Source organism: Chryseobacterium viscerum, assembly GCF_002899945.2.
GTDB classification, from domain to species: domain Bacteria; phylum Bacteroidota; class Bacteroidia; order Flavobacteriales; family Weeksellaceae; genus Chryseobacterium; species Chryseobacterium viscerum.
The window spans coordinates 261,409-284,940 of sequence record NZ_PPEG02000004.1 but is presented as its reverse complement, the minus strand read 5'-3'; the positions used below and the strand labels follow the sequence as shown (position 1 = coordinate 284,940).

Genomic DNA, 23,532 nt, shown 5'->3' with positions numbered 1-23,532 from the left:
GTGAACATTGTTCTAATTATTTTTGTCTGAAATATACTTCAATTGGAACTCCAGTAAACCCGAATTCTTTTCTCAGCTGATTTTCAGTAAATCTTTTATACGGTTCCTTCACATATTGAGGAAGGTTACAGAAAAATACAAACTGCGGTGACGGCGTAGGAAGCTGTACACAATATTTGATTTTAATATATTTCCCTTTCAATGCTGGTGGTGGTGTCTGTTCGAAGATAGGAAGCATTACTTCATTCAATTTTGAAGTTTTGATCTTCTTCTTACGGTCTTCATAAACCTCCATTGCCAGTTCTACAGCTTTTAAGATTCTCTGCTTCGTTAAAGCTGAAACGAACAAGATTGGAATATCCTGGAACTGACCGATTTTATCTTTGATTGATTTTTCGAAATCACGTATCGTATTGGTCTGCTTGTCTTCGATCAAATCCCATTTATTAACAAGGATCACAATTCCTTTTCTGTTTTTCTGAGCCAATCCGAAGATGTTCATATCCTGAGATTCCCATCCCTGTGTAGCATCCACCATAATGATAACTACGTCAGAATATTCAATAGAACGGATAGATCTCATTACAGAATAGAATTCTAAGTCTTCATTTACTTTAGACTTTCTTCTCATCCCTGCTGTATCTACCAATACAAACTCGTGTCCGAATTTATTGTATAAAGTCTGGATACTGTCTCTTGTAGTTCCTGCAATATCAGTTACAATATTTCTTTCAACATCCAATAAAGCATTGGTCATGGTTGATTTCCCTACGTTTGGACGACCTGCAATAGTAATTTTAGGCAATCCTTCAAAAGGGTCTTTATATTCTGTAGTCGGGAAGTCTTTAACGATATCATCCAACAAATCTCCTGTTCCTGAACCGGTAGCAGAAGAAAGTGTATAATATTTATCTATTCCTAACTGATAAAATTCTGTTGCTGGAAGTTCTTCTTTAGAAGAATCTACTTTGTTAATAACGATATAAATCGGTTTGTTGGATCTTCTAAGAAGTCTGTAAATTTCGTAATCTGTATCAGTAAGCCCTTCTTCCACATTCATCATAAAGATAATGGAAGTTGCTTCATCAATCGCCAATTGTACCTGCTTACGGATTTCTTCTTCGAAGATATCATCTGTACCTACATCATAACCTCCTGTATCAATTACAGTAAAGTCTACTCCATTCCAGTCTGATTTTCCGTAGTGACGGTCTCTGGTAACACCGGCTGTAGAATCTACAATGGCTTCTCTTCTTTCTAATAAACGGTTAAAAAGCGTTGATTTTCCTACGTTAGGACGTCCAACGATTGCAACAATATTTGACATAAAAAATGTTTAATAATCCTTTTGCTATGCTCAGGATATGTTATTAATGGGTTACTCCAACTTTTGGAGCCCAATTTTTTGCAAAGATAAGATTTTATTATTTAACTATAGTTTTGAGAGCATTAACTGAGAAAAGACTCTCAAAGCAACTATACAAAGGATAATTTATGAAACAGTTTTCAATTAAAATGGGATAAACAACATCCACAACTCTGCTATTTTACGATGAAAGTAGTTTTTTTGAATTTTTTTATTAAAAAATAATGATTTGGCAATCAATAAGTAAAGCAATTACTCTTCTATTATGTTAATTAATCTTTAATTTTGATTTTCATATTTAAAATAAATTCTATAATTTCGCAGCATAGAAACAGACCTATAGTGTAACGGTAGCACTCCGGTTTTTGGTACCGTCAGTCGGGGTTCGAATCCCTGTGGGTCTACATAGCAGGAGAAATGATTATGATTATCGTTTCTCCTGTTTTCTTTTTTTGGCAACTCATTGTTAATCTGGAAAATAAGATTTACAATAGTATTAATTCGGGTGGTTCGATAATGATTTCCGTCAAATTCCAGTTTTTCAGGGAAAATCGAACCGATAATTTGCCGTTTGACCGCAATCCCGCCTTCCGAGTACGTTTTCCAGATATTTGTAAGACTTTCAATAGCCTGATCGATAAGTTTTGGAATGTCAACTTTTGATTGCTCGGGTAGAATATTCAACTGAATTTCCAGCCTTTCAATTTGCTCTTTACAGTCCTTTTTTATCTCAATATATTCATCATCATCAATCGTTTCTGCAAGCAATTTATTTCTTGCTACGGACAATCTGGAATTTAATTTATCTATCTCATCGGAAAGTGTTTTCTTTTCGAGTCTCGGTGTTTTAATGAATCTCTCATAAGAATTTAAGAATACCTTTCTGACCAATTTCTTAACGGTTTCTGTCATTTCCAATGCCTTCAATCCATCCTCAAAAACAGTGTTGACAATCTCAGCCCTTTGGCGAAACCCGCAGGTAGCGTTGCAATGATAATAATAGTATCTGTTATTTCTGCCTTTCGATGCACTTGCCGTAATATTCTTTCCACAATTAGGACAGATCAAAAAGCCTCTCAATGGAAAATATTCATCTGATAATATCTTGGTGTTAGGTCTTTGTATTCTCTTTTTCCCATCTAAAATATCCTGTACCCTATAAAATAGAGACTCTGTGATCAAAGGCTGATGTTGGCCAATAATAAAATAAGCATCTTCTTCTTTAAATTTGGGGATAAAGACCTTTCCACAATAAACAGGATTTCTGATGGCGATATGAAAAGATGTTCGGCTAATCTTCTTCCGAAGTGATTCATTCATTTTTAATCTTATCTGATTAGAAGCATATATTCCCTTCGATATTTCTTCGAATGCCCACTTCATTTTTGATGCCTCTGGTTCGCTGAGTGCAATGTACTTCTTGCCGTTTTCAGTCGTTTTGTTGGCATATCCGAAAGGTGCTTTTCCCATTACACGACCTTCTTTTACAGCTCTTCTCATTCCATAAAATACATTCAATGCTCGTCGGTCATTCTCGACTTCGGGCGCAGCAAGATAGATTGCCAGCATCATTTTGTTTTCCGGAATAGAAAGATCAAGGGGTTGTTCAACCGCTTGCGGATCTATTCCCAATTTGGTAAGGATGCTTATCATCTGATAGGCATCGCCTGCGTTTCTGCTGAACCTGTCCCATTTGGTAAATAAGATCAAATTAGTTTTAGAACCTTTCTTCTTTAGATCAACCAACAATTTTGTCCATTCGGGACGGTTGAAGGATTTTGCAGAATGGTCTTCGTAGACAATTCTTCCAACGGTAATATTATTTTGTGAGCAAAAGCGACGTAGCCGCTCTTCCTGATCTCTTTGGGAATAGCCTTTGTCTGCTTGTTCGTCTGTAGAAACACGAATATATAGGTCTGCTGTTTTCATAATGATAAAGATTTAATTTTATAGTATAATGTTGACTGTATGGTCAAACAAGGGATAAAGGTGGAATTATTTGTATTCCGGTCTTGAAGTGATAATATCCCGAGAAGTATGTCACTCTTCATCGTTGTCAAAATACTTTTTGATAACGATAAATGTAAGACTGTAGAGAAATTCCATTATTGCTTCGGCTTCCTCCTGCGATACTTCCAAACCTTCGCTTTTGAAGTATTCCATTACTTCCTCTATAGGGATCTTCTTGATTTCTTTTGACTGAGACATAAATACAGAATTTCCCTAAATATAATTTAGAGAAATCCCAACATTACACAATTGTAATTCATTGGCTTCAATCGTCTTTGCCAGTCTATGCTATTATCTAGTAACTCATCGATTTTCAATTAAGTTCATATTTATCAAAGTCTTTTTGCCCTAGGTGTTGGTTTTAATTCCCCAGCAAAATCAAACATATTAACTTGACTTCCTTCGAATGGATTGTATGAAGGTTGGTAGTCAAAATAACCTAATGAATGCAGATCCTTAATACATTTATGATAAGTAGCCTTTGAATGTATTTTACTGATTCGCATAACCTCATCCCTAGAGATATGGATCGGATTCTTAAAGCGATTGAAATTCCAGAATTGAAATAAAGCCATATACAGGCTGATATGCGTTGGATTTAATGAGTTTTCTTTTGCTACTTTCCCAAAGAAGGCTGTTAAATGTTTGATGTAATTCATTTGCTTGATAATAATTTGCTGATATCCAATTGAAATATCTCGCAGTGAAAAGCTTGACAAAGATGAAATAATTATGAAGGTTTACTATTTAATAACTGCTCGATATCTTTGTAATTGTAATATAAAGTTCCTCCAATGCGGGTGTAGGACAAAGTTCCATTAACACGAAGGTTTTGTAATGTTCCAGTAGAAATTTTCAGAAGTTCTTTTACCTCAGTTGACCGTAGCCATAATTTCTTTTCTGAATTCTTGATTTGAAGCAGATTCTTAATTTCTTCCAGTAATTCTGTTTTGAATATTTGTAAATCTTCTTTTGTAATAATATCTATTTTCATAAGTGTAAATTTGATTTGATTCATCGATCATCTGAAATTGAGGAAAGTGAGGAATAGAGTCCTGAATTATAAAGAACGTGCATTTCAATTAATAGCTTTTTCATATAAAGAATCTAACTCAAAACTCAGTATTAATTTACCACCGACCACAGTTTCCTTGAGTTCATCCATCAGCTTTTCTACAATCATTTTCAAATGATTTACTTTCTCTGTGTTAACTTTTGCTAAACTGTGATGTATGCTCATATTATAATCAGTAAAGGAAAATATGTTGGCTGAGAATTGCTCGAAAAGATAGTTGTACTTATGAATGTCCTTATCAGCATAGATACATAATTGCCAAAGGGCTTCACTGGTCATATAATTAGGCAGATAAAATACTTTTGCATATATGTAAGTTCTGCAAAAGGACAAGAGAAATAATGCGAAGAGATTATCTACACCTTGATAATTTTCTTCTGTTCCGTCAATCAATTTATAAAACTGCAATGAACTTTCTAATGTGCTCTTGTAATGGAAATGCAAGTCATTGTGCTGTGGATGATGAGGCATCTCCCAATGCGGTTCGGGATGATATTGATCTGAGACATAGACCAAATGTTTGCCTTGCATAATGAAAACAAAGAAGCTCTGGTATTGATAAAGATTCTTTTGAATCCAGTACCGATCGTGACCGACCAATAAAAATCTGTATTTATTTCCAAATATACTCGTCAAAGAATGAGTGATGGATTTTATTTTCTCATTATTGACATTCAAACCGATCAAAAGTAGATAGTAAGTGGTAACTTCTCCATAGGTTGTTTGATGAAAGTAATAGATCTGTTCCAATTCTACAAAAGTCAATATTCTTTCAATAGCCTTTTCAAGTATTTCATCTTTCGGATATCCTTCCATTGGAAACACATCTTGGTCGACCTTATAAATTTCTTCATATTGCTTTTTGATCAGATGTTTCAATTCGTAAAATCTAGCTTCGATATATGTATATAATGAATCCGAAATGATGCGCAACGAATCAAACATTTCTGAATTGTAGATTATATCATCCTCTTCAATTGCCATCTTTGCTTCGTCAAAGAGTTCAGTTATAAAATATTCGTATTGATTCTTTTTAACAAAGTATGACTTAAGTTCTGGAATATAAATTAATAATTTATTTATTCTCTGGTTTAGAACAATATCGCTTGTTCTGTTTCCAGTATATAATTCCTCCAAATATTCAAGCTCGTATTCGATCAGTTTTTCGTAAGAAGTAAAGACACTATTATAGGAATCCTCGGAGATCAATCTTTCAACCTGCAACTGATGAATTTCGCGGTCGTGGTGGAAAGTATCTTCATACTGATTGAACTTTTTGTGATATTTTTTCCAATTTCTGTTTATCAAAAGTGAAGAACGAGAGTCTGCATTTTGATAGACTATTGATGACTGTTTGCAGTGGTATTCTATAAACGGATGACCTTTTGAGAATTGGTATTCAAGTCTTGAATAATCGATGAAATAAATATAGACCTGATATTGTTCTCTGACTTCGGCAACCCATTTTTTTGACTGTAATTTTATAGCATCTGCATTTTTAGAAACGGAGATCAGTAGGTGTGATTTCGTTGAGTTCTTTTCCTGCTTGTAGAATATCTGAACAATTGAATAGTCGTGTACAAGGTGATTCAATGTATTTTCCAAGAACTCGTTGGCGAGAACTGAAAACGGAGATTTATTTGGCGTTTTCATAGCTGATCGTTTTTAGTTTCATAATCACTATCGTAGTATATAAAGATAGACTCAATAAATAAGCGAACCAAGGCAAACCATACCATCATATCGATATGTACACCCATTTCGGGATCGCTGTCAAATCCCAAAGTATGTTTCAAAACAAAATCAGGGTCTTTCATCTTTTCCTGATACTTCTCAAAATAGTCAATTCCAACTACTGATAATATAATAAGAAACAACTCATTGATACACTTCTCGGAAGTGATTGCATTGATTATATATTGTGTACTATTGAAATTATCCAATTCATCACTTTCGGATTTGGATTCGACCAAATGATTTGATTTGTCGTCAAAGTAAAAGTGAATGAGTAATAATATGCAGGACAACAGTCCTGCCGTCTTGACATCCCGCCTGCTTGCATCTTTGATCTCAATCTTTCCTGATAGCAATTTCTCCAATTCGTATTCTTGAATCAAATCAGGATAGCTATCGAGAAGTTCTGTAAGCCTGGGATTATTCAGTTGGTCACGCAGGCAGAATATACCTAATTCAAGATCTACTCCTTGAGAATTCTGAACCAGAATACTTAATGCGATCTCAGCTTGCTCTCTTGTTTGTACAAGCTGTTTCTCTTTACTAAAGGGTGTGTTCTTTTTCATTTCAATAATTTTGCTTTAGTAAAGTTGACGAATGAGTGAAGGATATTCTATTCTGGAAAGGGATATATTATTCAGAATTATCCTTCACGTTATCTTTGATCTTTATGACACCTCTTTCACTCATTACCTGCGCTGCATCCAGCATTTTAACAAAGTAAATATGTGGAGTGATAAGGTCATAATCAAATTCTTCCCTGTAAGGTGAAAGTGACACGTGAACAATTTCATTCAAGAAAAACTCATATTCGTCCAACGTTTTGCATTTGAATGCTTTCTCGAACACAAGAAATGGATTTTGATATTCTTCTTTATTTAAAGATGCCTGACTTATGATCTGCCATTCTTCGGGAACTTCTTTTACCTTCCATCTTTTAGCTTTGAATGTTAGCAGATAAGCTCCCCTTATAAATGATCTGACAGCAGTATGAAAATCGAAGACGTCTCCTGGACGTTCTTTGTTACAGACCTCAGCTTTGTAGACAAACAGCATAACCTCGTTGAGTGTATTTTTATAGCTGTCTACAGTACAGTAGTTAAAAAAAGCGTTAATTAGCTCAAAAGGATCTTCAATTTCATATGTCGCCCAAAAATTGGTTTCCATCGATATTTTTATCTTTTTCATAATAATATAATTTAAAATCGAGAACTAAATTCTGGTCTTCAGTGTGAATAATCTATACTTTTTAGGAATAAAATATCCGACGAAAGGGATATTTTACAGGATAATTTTTTAACTTTACAATTCAGACGAATTAACAGAAATGGCTTTATCTTTAAGCCTTTAAAATTTTGATAACCACTATGGAACAGAAAATACATCAAGGGAGAAATGTGAAACGCTTTAGAGAAATGCTTGGTATCAAGCAGGAAGCTTTAGCTTTTGACTTGGGAGAGGAATGGAATCAAAAGAAAATTTCTATGCTTGAGCAGAAAGATATTATCGAAGATGATTTATTGAAAGCAATTTCTAATGCTCTTAAAATTCCTGTAGAGGCTTTTCAAAACTTTGATGAGGAACTAGCTGTTAATGTTATTGCTAATACGTTCGGGGATCATAGCATTGGATTTCAAAGAAATGACAATCCTACGTTTCATCCAGTTGAGCAAATTTTAAAACTTCACGAGGAAAAGATTGCATTGTACGAAAGAATGTTGAAAGAGAAAGACGAAATGATGGATAGGCTGGAGAAGCTTATCAATAAATAAAAACCATAAAAGTATTTATTCAATATTGAATAAATCATAACTAGATTATAATCCCAACAAAAGTTGGGATTTTGCATTTTAAAAACTTAGATTGGATTGTTAGTAGAAGTCAATTGTATGAAAAAATCAGGAAAAAATTTAGAAAAGCTAGTTCGAATCGTAGAAGAAGTTTATCAAACAGATTCAGACACACAAATTTTGAGTAACCATAAAATTGAAAATCTTGATGAAAATCTGAGGGAGATAGATCTACTTATCAAATCTGTGGTTAATGATTTCGAAATTATAATTGCGATAGAATGTAAAGAATATTCTAGAAAAGTATCTGTAGAAAAAATTGAAGCTTTTAACTCAAAATGTCTTCGTATTCCTAACATTAATAAAAAAATATTAATCTCAGAAAAAGGTTTTCAGAAAGATGCGATTGCTGCTGCAAATGCTTTTGGGATTGAATTGTATTCATTTTCAGAGATCGAAGCCAATTCATTCGAAATACTTGGATTTGCTATTAAACAATTAAAACCGAGACTTGCAAAATATAGCTTGACAGGCATTAAATTTGAAAAGCCTCTAAATCAAGAAACAGTTATTGACAGCAATTCTATTTTTAGAACAGAACTCGATGGTCAGGATTTAGACTTTTTTCAAACCTTTCAGCTGTATGCAAAGCCAAATTGGGGTATGATAATGAAGCACGCAATGTTCAGTTGGATGAAAGAAAAAACGGAAGAAAATGAGATTACTTTGGAGATTAAATATGAAAATCTGTTTTTAATCTATAAAAAAGAAAACATAAAAATTGACAGTATTTCTTGGAGTGCAGTTGTGAAATTTGATTTCGTGGAAGTTAAAACAAATGTGAGAGAAATTTTAAATCTCAAAACAAACAAAACTAAGGCAAAAACATTAAGCTTTATATTAAATGACAAAGCAGAAGGTAGTATTGTAGTTGACAAAAATAATGATTTACACATTTTTGATACTACTGATAACCAATCTCACAAGCTAGGATTGCTATTCAGCTATGATCCTAAAACTGATAAGATTGAATATCCAAAAAAGTAATAAATATTAACTTGCACTGACTTCAAATTATTCTCTGTTCTATCTTCAGCATATATCTATTTTTTATTATAAAAAACTTGGATTTATAATTGTAAATCATCTCCTGAAACGATATCGAAATTAAAATTTTTCGCATAATCCCTTAACCCTGTTTTCCGCTTTTGATCAACATTTATTTCATTGTCGAAACCTAATCCATTAAAATAGTGAGCGTCAAAAATATCCGACATTTTAATATTTGTTGTGATCATTTCTTCTTGAGATGCTAATTTTTTAAACATTAAAGCTGAGGTTAGAAATAAACCACACATTTCAAGTTCATCACTACAAACAAGTCTCTCGTGAAAAGCTTCTCTGTAATCGAGGTAATCAAAAAACACTTTCTCTGCCGATTCTTTTCTAATTTTTAGTAAAGTCAATAAAAATATTTCTAAGTCATCAACACATATTGACCAAGGATATAAATCTGAATGCTCTTTTTCTAACAATTCTTCTAAGTTTGTTTGAATTCCTCCATATTTATGCTGTGTTATAATTATGGAATAAAATGACTTAATTTTTTCAGGTCGTATTTCAAATAACTCTTTTGAAGTTTTTAAATCATATATTTTAAACTCTTTTCCCTCTTCTATTTTACTTTCGAGTCTTTTACATTGATCATAAGCTTTTTGTACTCCATTTTTAAAATCTGATCTGATTTTATCAAAAGCTTTCAGAGGATTTCTTAGCGGAGCTCTAAACTTAAAATCTTTAATCTCAATTATTAAAAATGTACCCTTATAAAAAATAGCTAAATCTTGCTCCGCTTTTGTGGTTTTGTCGAAGTAGAAAGAAGTAAAAATCCTTGCATCTTCTTTGAATAAATGTTTAAAAATTTCTAAACATTTTTTTTCTAACATTTTATTCTTGAATTGAGTGTACTTTTCCTTTTTAAGTTCTGCCAACTTCGAACTGATTCTGTTATAAAAGGCTTCTAATAAGAACTTTCCATTAGGGAAAAGAAATTCATTGTTGCTCAGTGCTATCAATGGCGTATCAAAATATTGTCTCTTATTATCATAATAAATAGTATGATCCTTTATCGTACTATCATCATAAATTAAGAATTTAATCAAGTTAGATATTCTCTCATCAGGTAATTCTATAGATCTAAGATTTTCTTTTTTCAATATAAAAATATATCCTGGTCTAGTCATGAACTCGAACAAATCATTTAATTCAGGTTGAACTGCCCAATCTTTAGGATCCACTAAACCTTTATTAACAAAAGTGGATGTTAACTCTTGCCACTTTTCCGGATGCTGGTGGTAAAAGAAACAGCTATTAGCTTTTTCTTGCAGTATTATATTTACAGATAGTGAAAATTTAATTATATCCTCCGTTTCAAAACCGTATTCTGCGAAAATAACGTCATCAAATCTTGAAAAATTCGTTCTTATTCGGTAGATAGTTTGCTCGTCAAAAGATAATTGTCCATTTGCGTAGTAGTCAAAGAAAGATTTTAATGATACAGTGATTTTATCTAATTGTAAATCTCCTGTATTTTCATCGAAAAAACCAATTTCCCCGAAATAATTCATTTCTACCTCATCAAGAAGCTCTGTTAATTTATTCCATTCTTTTTCATCTGGAGCATCTTCGGTTTCTGTATGATGTTTAGAAAAAAATAAGTCGATTAAATATGCAAACTGCTGAAGCGGAGATTTTAGATTTTTAAAAGCATCCAAAGAATCTCTAAACTGTATAGCATTCATCATTTGCAGTACGAAGGGAAGAAACGTATCTTTCTTTATATTATTTAAGAGCATATAGATATCTTCGATAATCTCTTCCTGAGTTCGTCTGCTTTTACGATATTTTAGCAATGAATCTAAATTATCTTGTAGTTCTTGCTTAATTTTAGGATCTATTGACATTGTAATTAGTTAGATTCTAGATATTTTTCAAATGTTTGTTACGATTGTTCTTTTGTTTTTCTTATACCAATCTGTTTAGCCAGTTGCTCTATTTTGTTATCAGAATCTCTTTTCTCATTAATTATATTTCTAAATCCATCTTTTTGAGATTGTGAAGTCATTTGATAGAGATCTTTTACAAAACTCACATTGTTTAATAAAATTTCTTTAAACTCTGTATCACCTAAAAAGACGTTTTTAATAATAGTTCTGAAGACATCTGTAGACGGTTCTAGCAAATTATATTTAATGAAAAATGGTAAGATTTTTTTAGCGGTTTCAACATTAAGCTCTATATGATTATTTAAAAATTGATCTCTAATATCTTTTAAGGCATTCCCAATTGGAAGTCGAGAATGGTTTGCCTCATATTTATAAAGGATTTTCCACCATTGATTGTCAGCTAAACCATTTAACAATCTCTCTAGCAATTGTGCTGTAAATGCATCAAGCGAAGATTGAGTTAATGATTCATCATTCAAAAATTCAAAATACCTAAAATGGATATTGCTATCCTTTTCAAAAGCTGTCTTAATGCTCTCTTGATCTAAATTTTGAAATTCCATATTAAATTTCGCAATGAAAATTTTTGAAATTTGCAAATCCTTATAGGCGAAACAATCTTGAATAAATTCATCATCTAAATTTTCTAATAACAATTTAGATTGGTCGACTTCCCACTTGTTTAATTCGGTGAGTAGCTGATCATCTTTTAATTCTACCGCAACTTTAATTTTATTATATCTCTTAATAAGGTTGATGATATCTGACCTTTTATCTAGTGTAGAATCTGAAAATACACTTAAAATTACCTGCTTAAATAATAATGAATCTGAAAAATACTCTGAGCTTACCATTAGATCATCATAAGATATATATCTAAGGATTGTATTACTAATATCTTTTGCTCTAGAGACATCATCGCCGTCTAAAACCTCTTGAAAATAATCTCTATATGTAGTGTTGAATTTTTCTCCTTTAGCGATTCTCATAGCTATCAAATCATTTATCAGTGGTAATTTTGAGGATGTATTAGAGTTGTAAAGGGTAGCAATTTTAGCATCTTTAATTATGTCTTTTATAACTTCACCAGATTTTCTTATAGTTTCCTTAATCTTCGAAAGAATGTCGTTGGCTTTTTGTAAATCATCTTCGTCAACTGCAGTACTAAGATTTGTTTTTAAATGTTTAATATAATTAGGTAATTCGAAATTTTCACATAGTATATCGGTGTTTTTTACTTGTAAAATATCATCAATTAAGAGATTAGAAATGTAATTGTCCAAATCTTTTACATCAGTAGTTAATTTATATTGATTAAATTTATCTCCTTTATTTTCAATTAAAGCAATGCTGTTTTTTGCTTCTAAAGTTTTGGCACTAATGAGAGGAAACACTCTTTCTTCTGTTAAATGCTCTGTTAATTTATCAACTAGAGCAACGTATTCCATAGTATTCGAATCATTCAATATTTTAATATATTGATCCGTCAACAATTTTAAGTACTGGTCATCTGCGTAATTTTCTATTAAGATAAGTTGCCAATCCTCTACTTCAAGTTTATCAATTACGGGATCACTATTCAATACTTTATGGTAAAATGTTTTCCAAGCTTGAGCAATTTGTAATTTTGGAATTTTGCTCTCACTTTCAATTTTTGATAAGGTTTTGATAGGATTTTCTAGAACATCAATATCAACAATTGCAGAACTAAAGATAGAATCTGCAAAATCAGACTTGCAAATAGAATTGAATTTTTCAACATCATTTTTGTTTAATGAGTCTTTTAATTCCTGAGTATAAATTAATTCAACTGCTTCATCGACATCAATATGATAAATAACCGCTGTCAAATGCTTAGCAAAATCTGGATCACTGTAATAAATTGATTTTAAACCATCTAAATAATCAAATTCTGTAACTGATTTTAAAGGGTTTGCAAGAATTTCATCTTTCTTTAAAACAAAAATTGCTATATACCTTTCTCTGAAATTTTCATCTAAAAGTTTTATGGTTAAAATCTCGTTCACGAAAGCTATGATTTCCCTAGGTGTAATTCTTTTGCTAAGAAACTCGTAAACCTGTATTACTAACCTTAGTTCATCCTCATCGTAATTTATAAATGCTTTTCTCCACTGATTTTGAAAGAATTGTTTCCAGTCAGACATAATTGGCAATGTAACTCTAAAAACGATATCAAAAGTTTTATTGACATAATCATCTCCAAAGGTTTTGTTGGTTCCATCGCTATTTAGCTCTTTAAATGCATTTTGAATATGTTCTCTATCAAAAGGAAGTATTACTTTAATATTTTTATATTCTTTCTCTGCAAAAAAAATATGAATAGACGACCAAATGTTTAGAATGTGTTTTTTAGGTAATCTATCGAAATTGTCAAACACTAAAACTATTTTTTTATTTAAATCATCATCGATTTCCTTCATCCATTTTTGAAAGTCACGAACCGAAGGTTGATTTTCAGAAATTGTCTCAATTTTAGTTTCCTCCTTTTGTTTATTAGTATACACTTGAAAAGTTTCTTCGGCGGCATATCGGAAAGATTTACTAAATCCCTTCTTATCAATCCAATTTCTAAACAGATTGTAGATGTAAATACCAATTACAATAAACAATGGAAAAGCAACTAATACTAACTTCCAAAACCAGGATTCTATTTCAAAAAAATCTTTAAGAGAATCTTTAAAAACGTTTACTGTTGGAATGTAAATAATTGATAATAAACTAAAAATGAAACCCACACTTAAGTAGGGTTGATTGATTGTGACTGTTTCTTTGGAATTAGCGAGTAATATTTTTAATTTATCGTCCCAAATATCTTTCTCATTCTTCTTTAAAAGGTCTTTTTCATTTTTAATAAACTCTGTTAACTCGACTAAAATTGCTCTTCTTTGTTCATCTTCTTGATGCCCCCACACATCATAAATAAAGAATTTATGCGTTTTTTCTACCTTCTTCTCTATCAAATGTACCAGATTACTTTTTCCCGAACCCCAAGCACCATCTATTCCGATAATTTTAAAATCTTTCTCATTAATAATTTTATCACTTATGACTGTGGCAATTTTATCTTGGGATTTGTTCTTAAATAAATCTTCACCTAAAGGGTGATTAGTTAAAAAATTATATTTTTTTTCTTGGTGTTTTTTAGAATTTTCTTCCATATTTAGTTTTCCATTGGTTTTAGTTTTTGAATGTTTTACGTGCAGCATATTGTTAATATATGCTTTCGTAATATTTCAAAAATACGAAAATGGAATGAGTTTAATGAATAAAATTAAGAGGTGGTAATCTCTTCCTTAAAAATTAATCTAAAAGAAAAAAGGAAAAAAAAAGAAAGCCATTTCATCATTGTTGCAGATTTTAATAAACAAGTTTATTAAGCAAAATACTACCTGAAAGGTGGAGATTTTTCTTAATACCGATAGGCTTGAACTTGTGTTTAATAATCTGCAACAATTCCTTTGTTTTCTTTTTATTATTTTTAATTACCAATTACAATCTTTCTAGCAATAATTACATCTCCAATCAAAATTTTCGACTTCGGAGAAAATTTCAGCCCTCTGCAAGAGCAAGTTGTTTTGAGCATCTCGAAACGTTTCGAGATGCTCAAAACACAACTTGCCGTGTTCCTTCGAACACATAATTTACTGTATATTATTTAGTAATAAAAAACCAATAAAACTAAATTATTTATGTAGCTAATATAGATTGAAACTATGTAGATATGTATTCATGTAATTACCAAAGTAGAGGAATTTTTAAGTCGATATTGTAATAGGAACTTAAATTACTATCGACATATTTGAGGTATTACGACAATCAGTGACAAACACTCTCTTCAGGTACCATTTCAGAGATAGCCATCATTTTCAGAATTAATTTTCTGAAAAACGAAATTATGCTACACAAAGAAACGGTCAGCAAGGAAATGTGGGAACTTCTCCAAAGGCTGATGAAAGATGAAATGCTTAAAGACTTTACTCTGGTAGGTGGTACTGCACTCAGTCTAATGCTGGGTCATCGTCTAAGTATTGACATTGATCTGTTTACAACCAAACCGTTTGAAGAGAATTATATCCTAAACTATCTTGCTAACACCTATCATTCTGTAGAAGTTAAAAATAAGTTTGAAAATACTTTGCTTTTGAAAATATCTCAAATAAAGGTTGATATTATTGCCCATCAGTATCAATGGCAATTGCCTACAATAACAAAAGAAAATGTCAGGTTGGCATCCCTTGAAGACATAGGCGCAATGAAACTTCACGCTATATTTCAAGATGGAAGTAGAATAAAAGATTTTGCTGATATGTATTTTCTCTTAGAACACAATTCTCTTAAAACTTATCTCGATTTTTATCAAAAAAAGTACGGAGGAAATTCCTCACTTGCAGCCTTAAGTTTATTACATTATAACAGTATTGATAGGAATGTGCAAATTAAGATGATGAAAGGTAAAGATGTAAACTGGCAAAAGATAGAAGATAGATTAAAAAAATCAGTACATAATCCATTATTAAAGTTTACTGAAATCAAGGAGCAAAATAACAAACAAAAAGGACGTGGATTCAAGCGTTGAACTTTCATATATCACTAATATTCAGTAAATTTATATTATGAAAACAGGAAATAAAAATAGCCGATCTTTTGATCTAGATCCTGCATTTTTTTGGGATTATGATTTAGATGCTATGGATCTTGATAAAGCCTATAAGTCAATTATCGGTCGTATTGTCGAACGTGGCAATCAAAACGACATTGATAAAATTATAGAATTTTACAGTTACGAAAAAGTAGTCAAAGCAATTCGTGACGAAATCCATTTCTTGCCTAATTATGCAATTGATAAAGCTTTAGAATTTTTCCCGGAACTTAAAAAAGAGGAGATGCACTGCTATATTAATAGGAAAGATAAACCTTACCATTGGATATAGTTTGAAACTTTTCTTCGAAGATAAACCCAAAGTCAATAATATTTATGAGAAAATAATTTCTCATATAAAAAATTAAAAGGTGCTAATTTTCTTGAGGCATTGCGTGGTAAAAATTAGCTTCTTTATCCTTTTGACAAAAATAATGTAAGTTGTCCGCTTTTTAGCGGACTTCTTGCATTATCAAGTCTTGCAAGAAACATATCAAATCATCGTTTTTCCAGACCTGGTTTATAGGGTTTTTAAATTGGCGGCTTAGCGAAGGCGGGAATTTTTTCCAACAAACTTTTCTAAGCCGAGCAATTCAGATTTTCAGAAAACTGTTTATCGGAAAACTTCGACCCCGCTTTTGCCAAACCACTTTCAGTATTAGTTTTTATATTTTCTCAAATAAATCGCATGCAATTGGGTATTTAAAGGATTTTTCGTTGTATTTTAAATGATTAATTATATAACCAGAATACCCAATATGTTTCAAAATTAATTTGTTCAATAGATTATTTAGTCTTAAAGTGATTTCAAATATTTTGACATAGTCTTCAATATTTTCATCTGTTTGGATTTTTCTTCCGTGTAAAAAATTATTTCGGTTGTCAATTGCTTCTTCGTCTTCTTTACTAATGCTTATTTTGAGGATTTCAAAAGGTTTTAGTAGTTTATCTCTGTTAGTCGGACTGTTTATATTATCTATGTTCTTTCCTAAGATTGTAACTGAATCTTCATTTCCGACCTTATTTATGTCGTCTTTATACTGTTCTAATACAGCTGAAAGCTCTTTTCTAAATTTCTTTGATAATTCTTTGTTAGGAATTGGTTTTAGTCCTTTATTTTCTTCAACAATAATATTTGTGATTTTTTCCAATGCAACAGCATAACCAGCGGGGCGAAGAATTAAACTTGATGCGTTAGCTTCAAGAATAAGCAAAATTAGAATTGCATAGTCTTCTTGTTTGTGAATTTTAGTACAAAGGTCTGAGAAAATTTTATCATCAAAAACATCAAGCTTTTCACCAACTTTATTGATGATGGCCTCATCGCTCGTGTAGCCATAAGGATTAGAATATATTGGATTGCAAGTGCCGTGAGAATTAATTGAAGGTCTTAATTGCGAATACGAAAAGTCTGTTATAGTATCAAAGTCTGCGTTATCTGATTTAAAATAATAGGCTTCATTTTGTATAAAGTTTGCAGATAAAAAACCAAAACTAACCATTAAGGAGTAGCAGATGTCGGCAAATTTTTCAAATTCAATTTTATTTTTTGAATCAATAATAAAGTAGTACTTCCCATTTTTTAGTTTTTCATAGATAGTGAAATTTTCTCCTTCTATATTTACTACTATTCTTCCAAATGAGTAGATTCCAGATTCGTCTCTGTACATTGAAGTTTTTAAATAGCAGTCAAGTTGTGAACTACCAACTGGAATAATAAACCTATTAAATGCCTTTTCTCTTTTACCTTCTTTTAATAAAAGTTTATGTATTTTTCCTGTAAAAACTAATCTCCCTGAAAAAAAGTCATCGTGCATATTCTTTGTGAATGTTGTTCCTCGCATTGAAATAAATAAATCTTCAATGCGATATGTCTTTTCATTGATTTGCAGCTCTATTTCATAGGACTCGGACATATCGCTTAAGATTGCTTCAATGTCAAGAACAAAACCTCCATTTTCATTTTTGGATAATAAAGCAGGTTTGTCTTTTATGTTGTATTTAGGGACAGATATAAGAACTTCGTGATTCTCAGTCAAGTTAGTAATATAGTCAAATGCAGATTCAAACTTTGCTTTTGGCAAAGAGTCTTCCCATTGTTTGATTTCTTCAATTTTTTGTTTGAGTTGTTCGTCCATAAAATTATTAAAAACATCTAATTTACACATTGAGTTAATAGTAATTATATAAATATTCATTAATACTTTATAATAAAAATGCAATTGAGTAAAATTATTACCCTTACTAATATAATCACTTAGGTATACGCATTGATTACTGAGAGGACTTCTCACACTCTTATCGTAATAATCTTGAACTTAATTTCGCGAAAATATTCGTTTTAATCCAAATCGTTTTTTTAGAATTAGTTTTAACAATAGTTACAGGAAAAATTATTGGCAAAGTGAAGGTTTTCGAAACTTTATTTTTAGTAAAAACAGAACGTAATGAATGCTTTTGTAACCCTGCATTCTGCTAATATAATGTCAGTTTCAGTTTTTTATTTAATTAGTTGAGCCTCAGGTTTAATCCATTGAATATGTAGGTCGTAGTTGGGGGATGGAAATTGTTTTATCAGTTCCTTTTCTAAGTTTGATTTTAACAAACTATAATCTTTGATTTTTACTGCACTGTGAACGGATGTAGCTTTTTTAAAATTTGGGTCATAAAATAAGTCATCACATAATCTTAAAGCATAAAAAATTTGCCAAAAATAAGGCATTATACCTTTATGAACACTATCGTTACAAAATTCAAAAATTTTATTTATTAATTTAATATCAATATTTAACTCTAATAAATTCTTATTTCTTTTTATAAAATCAAAAATAAAATTATGCTTAGTAAAAATTTTTTGCCCATTTTTATCGAATAAATCTCCTAGACCAACGATTCGATTCATTTTTAGCTCAATTGTTTGTCTCAATGCAACAGGTGTTAGTATTAAGGCAAATTTATTATCTAATCTCTTATCTTTAAAAATGCTGTAATAAGCTAATTGGAAAGTGCCTAAATTATGCCATCTGGAATCTTCAATTGTTGCTTTCCATCCATTAAAAAAAGAATATTGTGAATCATTTTTTTGTCCTATATGATTAGCAAAAATCATTATATCATATAATAATTCATTTATTATAAAACCATATTTTCTGATACCAACATAATTGAAACAGTTTTCTTTTATCATCTTTTCTTTAAGATCTAAGAAAGAATAATAACCAGCAGCGAAGTGAGTTTTTGCAAAGATTTCAATCTCTTGCTCGGCTATTTCGCCTCTAAGCTTATTAAATATGACATTAGCAATTGCGTTATCGGATAATTTATTTTTATTTACGATAGAATTTAATCTCCTTAACTCCTTTTCAGTTAGAAGGAATGCGTCTTTTGCAGATAGGTGAGCATTATTTTTTATATATTTAGTGGCTCTACCTTTATCCATTAATATATGTATAAATTCATGTTGTTTCTTCATAAAATTGCGTCTAGCTTTCAAATTTACGCATTTTGTCAATTTTGATATATATAATTTTAGTAATGCTATTAATGCTGCTAATATAAAGAAAACGCTTTTTTAATGATTAGTCTATCGGGTATTAAGGTTTACCCTATATTTTAAATTCTGAGGTGTACACTTTTTCAGTGGACTTCTCAGAATTTCTATTGTACGGTGAATGTAATATTTGGTATGTAGTCAATTGAAGGATGACTTATATCAAATGAGTTTGGCTTTGAAAGTCTTTAAAATCAAAAGACTATTATTAACAAGTAATTTTATTTAATGTCAAGAATAAAATGCTAACATTTTCAAAAAAAAGGAATAAAATATCATGGAAAATTGATTATTAAATAAGCCTCGCAGAGCGTATTAGAAACTTTGTTGGGAGGCACGCCCATCAAAGTTGCGAATGCGCTCCTAACTTCTCCGTATAGTTATTAAGCATACAGTAAAAAAATTCTACATAATTTTAATGTTGTAGATAATTTATATTACAATTTTAAATCTATGGTATGTCAGGTATTATCAACCTGAAAAATGAGAAGAAAGAATTTAACTTTAATGATAACATGAAGTTCGTTAAGATGCAAATATCGTTTATATAGAAGTAATATTATGAATAGTTAATAAAAAATAATTATATTTGAATTACCATGAAAATTCAAAATGACAGACTCCGCAGTAGGTTCTATATCAGGCTATTTATTTCAATTTGAAAGAGCACTTTTTCTTCTCTGTAATTTAGAGGAAAAAGGACAATTCATCTCAATAGAAAAAATAGATGATATTGCTGCACATTCTGAAGAAGGTTCTATACTACTTTTAGAACAGGATAAACACTCAATATTAGAAAGTGGGTCAACTTTTAAAGATACAGAGTTTGCCTTATGGAGGACAATTCAACTATGGATTCAAAAACTTCAAACAGGAATAGTAACTTCTAAGACAAAATTGTATTGCTCAACTAATAAAGAAATCTCTGATAGTTCATTATTAAAGTTTATTGTAAAAAATAATTTTGAAGATGTAAAAAAGAAAATTCAGGATTTAAGAAACTCTCAGCAAAAAAAATTAGATGGCTACAAAACAAAGAGTGGTAAGAAGGGTAATACTATATCACAAATCTTGACCCTGATAGATTTTGCTCTAGCAAATGAAAAAGAATTGGAAAACATTTGTAAAAATATTGAAATCAAGGAGAGTACTGATGTAAAAAAGTCAATAATTACTAAACTACATATTGATTCATATACTGACCAACAGCAAAATAAAATATATGAAGAATTATTTGGCTGGTTAACAACTACATGCTTTTATAATTGGAAAAGTAGTCAACACGCAGAATTTACAAAACTTCAATTTAGTGAAAGATTAAAGCTTTGTCTAGGTTCATCTTCCATTGTCAATGCAATTTTTAGAGCAAAAAAGGATATTAATATATTACCGACAGATGTCGAATCTAAAAAAGATGAGATTTTTGTACAGCAAATTAATTTGTTGAATATAAATAGTAAATCAAAAGAACATTTTATTACAAAGTCTATAGAAGACTTTATTAGATATGAAATTGAGCATACTCACATTATAAGTACAGGAAACCTAACCAGGGAGGATTTTATTGATTTTTTACAGAATTGTAAAACTGAATGGGAAAATCATTTCTATTCAACTATAACCAAAGAGATAGATAAATATGATGAGGATGAACTAAGTCAATTAGGATTCCAAATATATACTTACATAATTAAGGACTTAGAGATGAAATTTAAGTTTGATATAGGTTTCGATATTGAAAATATTTATGTGAAAAATGGTAGTTTTTTAAAATTGTCAAATATCCCTGAAATTGGATGGCATCCAAATTGGGAAAAATTATTAGAAGATGATAAAAAATCTTAAACAAGAATTTAATCTTTATGACATTATTCAAAACGTTGGAATAGGAGCTTTAGCATGTTATAGTTTCGTGCAAGGCTATTGTGTTTTGGCTGTAAATAAGAAGAATAAGAATAATTTTCCCAAGCTTGAATATTTATTCTATGTATTACCAATAGTATATCATCAAGATACTATGAGAACATTTAAGTCATCAACAGAATTATATACTGCTCTAGTAAAAAATAAATCTATTCTTTTAGGATTACAAGAAAGAGCAAATAAAATGTCCCCCCAAACATTTGATGCCTTAAACCTTGCATTCAATAGAGAATTATTATCAATTAATGAAAATAATGAAATCACTATTAAACCTGAAGACTTAAGAAATAAAATTTCTATCCCATCGTTTTCCGGTAGAGAAAATACAATCAAAAATATACAAGATACAGCAAGGAGGCTGGGTAATATGTTTGCAAAAACTGATGATAAAAATATACAAATAGAATTAAATATAAGATTTTAATGAATTTTCAAATACTTAATGTCATTCTATACCCTAAAAATAAAGAACTAAAACCTAGATTTTTAACTTTTAAAGAAGGGAAAATTAATATTATAACAGGCACTAGTCAAAAAGGAAAATCAGCCATAATAAGTATAATTGATTACTGCTTGGGTAGTGGTGAATGTAACATTCCTATTGGACTTATTAGAGAAACTACAGAAGTTTTTGCAATCTACGTAAAAATCAATAATGAGTTTTTTTTCTTTGGAAGAGAAAATTTTGATAACCATAAATCCAAAATGTATTTCTATAAAGAAGAATCAAATAGTGATAAGAAAATTGAGCTTAGAAGTAATAAATGGTTAAGAAATAAAGAAGATTACGCAATTAATACTTTTTATTTTAAATCTTTTATGAATGATATTGCTGGGTTTAAAAATATTGAGACAGGAGATAATCAAAGTTCTTTTGACTATGCTGCAAGCTTTAGAGATACGGCAGCTTTTCAGTTTCAAACCCAAAATATTATTGCAAATCCAACAACAATGTTCTATAAAACTGATTCTTGGGAACATTTGCAAAAGTTGAAAACAATTTTCCCCTTAATATTAGGATATAAGTCATATGAAATAATTGATTTAGAAAGAGAAATAAACGAATTGGAAAGAGTAAAAAATAGAAAAGTAACAACTTTCGAACAGATCAAAGCTCAGTATGAAAATTGGCAAGCAAATATTTATAAATACTATACGCAGGCTATTTCTTTAGGTTTAACAATTTCTGATATTAATATTCAAAACTCAACTGTAGATGAAATTAAAAATGAGTTAGTAAGCATCGTTAAGAGAGTGAATTCTGGCGAATTGTATAAAAATGGTAGTGTAAATAGATTTTCTGAAAAAGTAATTGAGCTTAATAATGATAGAAATTCAAAAGTAAGAATACTGGAAGATTTAAAATTTAAATATAACAAAATAGTCCAATTAGACAACTCAAGAGCCTCTTATGTTGATGATGTAGCAAGAGAAAAGGAACAAAGATTACAACCAATAGAATGGTTTTTACAAAGGAAAGGAAATGACACTTGCCCATTTTGTGGTGAGAATTCAAAAAAGGCTGTTAATGAACTAATTTATTTAAATGAAGAAAAACAAAAGAATTTAGAAGTTCTAAAAAAAGCAAAATCAAATGAACTTAGTTTTGAAAAGGAAAAGACTTTTTTAAAGCTAGAAGTTTTCGAAAATGAAAGTGCTATTTCTGACATTGATGAAAATTTACATCTTTTATTATCTAAAGAAAAAGAAGAAAATGATTCTCTACAAAAAATTTATGAATTTTCAGGAAAGATAGAGCACGTTATTGATAATCTAAATAAAATATCACCTTCAAGCGAACTTTTTTTAGAAATTAAGAAATTAGAAGAACATATTGCAACAGAAAAATTAAAGTTAGATGGTCTTTATAAAAGATTTAACAAAAAGGCTTCACTTGAAAAGCTAAGCAATATTATTTCAGAATATTCAAAACTCTTACCTATTGAAGATAAGTACAATAGGATAGTACATTTTGATCCTTCAGAAAGTCTTAATATCAAAATTGAAGATACAAAAACTAGAAATAAGTATTTTCTTTCAAGAATTGGCAGTGGAGCTAATTATATGGGGTATCATTTAGCTACATTATTTGGAATACATGAATACCTTAATAGTCTAACTATTAGTGGAAAAATAAATTATATTCCAACATTTTTAATTCTTGACCAACCTAGTCAAGTATATTATCCTAAAGAATTTACTGAAGGCTCAAAAGATATTACTGACACAAAAAAAATATTTGAAACTGCAGATGAATTCATGAAGAGAACTGATAATAAAATACAAATAATCATCCTAGAGCATGTGCCTACATCTATGTGGGAGGATATAAATACAGACTCTTTTAATCTAGTAGAAAATTGGGACAGTGAAGGGGATTCATTAATCCCTGCAGAATGGTATTAATATAATTAAAAAT

Annotated in this window: 18 protein-coding genes, 1 tRNA gene and 1 pseudogene; 8 read left to right on the top strand and 12 right to left on the bottom strand. The window is 30.4% G+C overall.

Annotation, left to right across the window (positions count from 1 at the left end; translation table 11 throughout):
- Positions 1-16: 16 nt before the first annotated feature.
- Positions 17-1,327, bottom strand: a complete 1,311-nt coding sequence (der, locus tag C1634_RS10580) for a ribosome biogenesis GTPase Der (protein ID WP_103234439.1) — start codon at positions 1,325-1,327, stop codon at positions 17-19.
- Positions 1,328-1,699: 372 nt separating this feature from the next.
- On the opposite strand from der, the gene C1634_RS10575 reads away from it, so the two are divergent.
- Positions 1,700-1,770, top strand: a tRNA-Gln gene (locus C1634_RS10575).
- Between the two features lie 589 nt (positions 1,771-2,359).
- Here C1634_RS10575 and C1634_RS26300 read toward each other — a convergent pair.
- From C1634_RS26300 to C1634_RS10540, 7 genes and pseudogenes are all read right to left on the bottom strand, one after another.
- A pseudogene (locus tag C1634_RS26300) lies at positions 2,360-3,295 on the bottom strand (recombinase family protein); the annotation flags it as partial.
- A 111-nt stretch (positions 3,296-3,406) separates the two neighbouring features.
- Positions 3,407-3,574 carry a DUF2624 family protein gene (locus C1634_RS10565; protein ID WP_109738386.1) on the bottom strand — a complete coding sequence of 56 codons (168 nt, stop codon included), beginning with the start codon at positions 3,572-3,574 and terminating at the stop codon, positions 3,407-3,409.
- Positions 3,575-3,708: 134 nt separating this feature from the next.
- Entirely contained in the window at positions 3,709-4,035 is a 327-nt protein-coding gene (locus C1634_RS10560; protein ID WP_228410054.1) for a hypothetical protein, read from the bottom strand.
- Between the two features lie 71 nt (positions 4,036-4,106).
- A complete protein-coding gene (locus C1634_RS10555; protein WP_103235415.1) occupies positions 4,107-4,370 on the bottom strand; it encodes a helix-turn-helix domain-containing protein in 264 nt (87 codons plus the stop codon).
- Positions 4,371-4,454: 84 nt separating this feature from the next.
- Complete coding sequence (locus C1634_RS10550) at positions 4,455-6,104, bottom strand: hypothetical protein (protein WP_109738385.1); 1,650 nt, start codon at positions 6,102-6,104, stop codon at positions 4,455-4,457.
- Positions 6,101-6,751: a hypothetical protein gene (locus C1634_RS10545; protein WP_103235474.1), complete on the bottom strand. Its 651-nt coding sequence runs from the start codon at positions 6,749-6,751 to the stop codon at positions 6,101-6,103. The genes C1634_RS10550 and C1634_RS10545 overlap by 4 nt, the downstream gene beginning before the upstream one ends.
- A 67-nt stretch (positions 6,752-6,818) precedes the next feature.
- On the bottom strand, positions 6,819-7,373 hold the full coding sequence (locus tag C1634_RS10540; RefSeq protein WP_123921436.1) for a hypothetical protein: 555 nt from the start codon (positions 7,371-7,373) through the stop codon (positions 6,819-6,821).
- Positions 7,374-7,552: 179 nt separating this feature from the next.
- On the opposite strand from C1634_RS10540, the gene C1634_RS10535 reads away from it, so the two are divergent.
- Together C1634_RS10535 and C1634_RS10530 are read left to right on the top strand one after the other, a co-directional pair.
- A complete protein-coding gene (locus C1634_RS10535; RefSeq protein ID WP_109738384.1) occupies positions 7,553-7,957 on the top strand; it encodes a helix-turn-helix domain-containing protein in 405 nt (134 codons plus the stop codon).
- 117 nt (positions 7,958-8,074) lie between these two features.
- Positions 8,075-9,022 carry a restriction endonuclease gene (locus tag C1634_RS10530; protein WP_103235189.1) on the top strand — a complete coding sequence of 316 codons (948 nt, stop codon included), beginning with the start codon at positions 8,075-8,077 and terminating at the stop codon, positions 9,020-9,022.
- Between the two features lie 83 nt (positions 9,023-9,105).
- Here the strand turns inward: C1634_RS10530 and C1634_RS10525 are convergent, their stop codons facing one another.
- Positions 9,106-10,938 (bottom strand): NERD domain-containing protein, encoded by a 1,833-nt coding sequence (locus C1634_RS10525; protein WP_103235188.1) that lies wholly within the window; start codon positions 10,936-10,938, stop codon positions 9,106-9,108.
- 38 nt (positions 10,939-10,976) lie between these two features.
- The gene (locus tag C1634_RS10520) at positions 10,977-14,159 is read right to left on the bottom strand and encodes a P-loop NTPase fold protein (protein WP_165835307.1); all 3,183 of its coding nucleotides are present in this window, start codon (positions 14,157-14,159) and stop codon (positions 10,977-10,979) included.
- Positions 14,160-14,896: 737 nt separating this feature from the next.
- On the opposite strand from C1634_RS10520, the gene C1634_RS10515 reads away from it, so the two are divergent.
- Both C1634_RS10515 and C1634_RS10510 read left to right on the top strand, forming a co-directional pair.
- Entirely contained in the window at positions 14,897-15,577 is a 681-nt protein-coding gene (locus C1634_RS10515; RefSeq protein ID WP_103235378.1) for a nucleotidyl transferase AbiEii/AbiGii toxin family protein, read from the top strand.
- Between the two features lie 37 nt (positions 15,578-15,614).
- Positions 15,615-15,932 carry a DUF6922 domain-containing protein gene (locus tag C1634_RS10510; protein WP_109738382.1) on the top strand — a complete coding sequence of 106 codons (318 nt, stop codon included), beginning with the start codon at positions 15,615-15,617 and terminating at the stop codon, positions 15,930-15,932.
- 373 nt (positions 15,933-16,305) lie between these two features.
- On the opposite strand, the gene C1634_RS10505 is transcribed toward C1634_RS10510, so the two are convergent.
- Positions 16,306-17,778 (bottom strand): hypothetical protein, encoded by a 1,473-nt coding sequence (locus C1634_RS10505; RefSeq protein ID WP_123921434.1) that lies wholly within the window; start codon positions 17,776-17,778, stop codon positions 16,306-16,308.
- 362 nt (positions 17,779-18,140) lie between these two features.
- On the bottom strand, positions 18,141-19,112 hold the full coding sequence (locus tag C1634_RS10500; protein ID WP_109738381.1) for a hypothetical protein: 972 nt from the start codon (positions 19,110-19,112) through the stop codon (positions 18,141-18,143).
- A 690-nt stretch (positions 19,113-19,802) separates the two neighbouring features.
- On the opposite strand from C1634_RS10500, the gene C1634_RS10495 reads away from it, so the two are divergent.
- Genes C1634_RS10495 through C1634_RS10485 form a run of 3 tightly spaced genes read left to right on the top strand, consistent with a single transcriptional unit; the run spans position 19,803 to position 23,519 of the window.
- Positions 19,803-21,035, top strand: coding sequence for an ABC-three component system protein (locus C1634_RS10495; RefSeq protein ID WP_103234106.1), 1,233 nt, complete (start codon positions 19,803-19,805; stop codon positions 21,033-21,035).
- Positions 21,019-21,537, top strand: coding sequence for a three component ABC system middle component (locus tag C1634_RS10490; protein WP_103234105.1), 519 nt, complete (start codon positions 21,019-21,021; stop codon positions 21,535-21,537). Before C1634_RS10495 ends, C1634_RS10490 begins: the two co-directional genes overlap by 17 nt.
- Positions 21,537-23,519, top strand: a complete 1,983-nt coding sequence (locus C1634_RS10485; RefSeq protein WP_109738380.1) for a DUF3732 domain-containing protein — start codon at positions 21,537-21,539, stop codon at positions 23,517-23,519. Before C1634_RS10490 ends, C1634_RS10485 begins: the two co-directional genes overlap by 1 nt.
- Positions 23,520-23,532: the final 13 nt, after the last annotated feature.

What these genes read in the sequence shown, in the direction of transcription:
- der (WP_103234439.1), bottom strand. Translation starts at nt 1,327, where the DNA reads ATGTCAAATATTGTTGCAATCGTTGGACGTCCTAACGTAGGAAAATCA.
- C1634_RS10565 (WP_109738386.1), bottom strand. Translation starts at nt 3,574, where the DNA reads ATGTCTCAGTCAAAAGAAATCAAGAAGATCCCTATAGAGGAAGTAATG.
- C1634_RS10560 (WP_228410054.1), bottom strand. Translation starts at nt 4,035, where the DNA reads ATGAATTACATCAAACATTTAACAGCCTTCTTTGGGAAAGTAGCAAAA.
- C1634_RS10555 (WP_103235415.1), bottom strand. Translation starts at nt 4,370, where the DNA reads ATGAAAATAGATATTATTACAAAAGAAGATTTACAAATATTCAAAACA.
- C1634_RS10550 (WP_109738385.1), bottom strand. Translation starts at nt 6,104, where the DNA reads ATGAAAACGCCAAATAAATCTCCGTTTTCAGTTCTCGCCAACGAGTTC.
- C1634_RS10545 (WP_103235474.1), bottom strand. Translation starts at nt 6,751, where the DNA reads ATGAAAAAGAACACACCCTTTAGTAAAGAGAAACAGCTTGTACAAACA.
- C1634_RS10540 (WP_123921436.1), bottom strand. Translation starts at nt 7,373, where the DNA reads ATGAAAAAGATAAAAATATCGATGGAAACCAATTTTTGGGCGACATAT.
- C1634_RS10535 (WP_109738384.1), top strand. Translation starts at nt 7,553, where the DNA reads ATGGAACAGAAAATACATCAAGGGAGAAATGTGAAACGCTTTAGAGAA.
- C1634_RS10530 (WP_103235189.1), top strand. Translation starts at nt 8,075, where the DNA reads ATGAAAAAATCAGGAAAAAATTTAGAAAAGCTAGTTCGAATCGTAGAA.
- C1634_RS10525 (WP_103235188.1), bottom strand. Translation starts at nt 10,938, where the DNA reads ATGTCAATAGATCCTAAAATTAAGCAAGAACTACAAGATAATTTAGAT.
- C1634_RS10520 (WP_165835307.1), bottom strand. Translation starts at nt 14,159, where the DNA reads ATGGAAGAAAATTCTAAAAAACACCAAGAAAAAAAATATAATTTTTTA.
- C1634_RS10515 (WP_103235378.1), top strand. Translation starts at nt 14,897, where the DNA reads ATGCTACACAAAGAAACGGTCAGCAAGGAAATGTGGGAACTTCTCCAA.
- C1634_RS10510 (WP_109738382.1), top strand. Translation starts at nt 15,615, where the DNA reads ATGAAAACAGGAAATAAAAATAGCCGATCTTTTGATCTAGATCCTGCA.
- C1634_RS10505 (WP_123921434.1), bottom strand. Translation starts at nt 17,778, where the DNA reads ATGGACGAACAACTCAAACAAAAAATTGAAGAAATCAAACAATGGGAA.
- C1634_RS10500 (WP_109738381.1), bottom strand. Translation starts at nt 19,112, where the DNA reads ATGAAGAAACAACATGAATTTATACATATATTAATGGATAAAGGTAGA.
- C1634_RS10495 (WP_103234106.1), top strand. Translation starts at nt 19,803, where the DNA reads ATGACAGACTCCGCAGTAGGTTCTATATCAGGCTATTTATTTCAATTT.
- C1634_RS10490 (WP_103234105.1), top strand. Translation starts at nt 21,019, where the DNA reads ATGATAAAAAATCTTAAACAAGAATTTAATCTTTATGACATTATTCAA.
- C1634_RS10485 (WP_109738380.1), top strand. Translation starts at nt 21,537, where the DNA reads ATGAATTTTCAAATACTTAATGTCATTCTATACCCTAAAAATAAAGAA.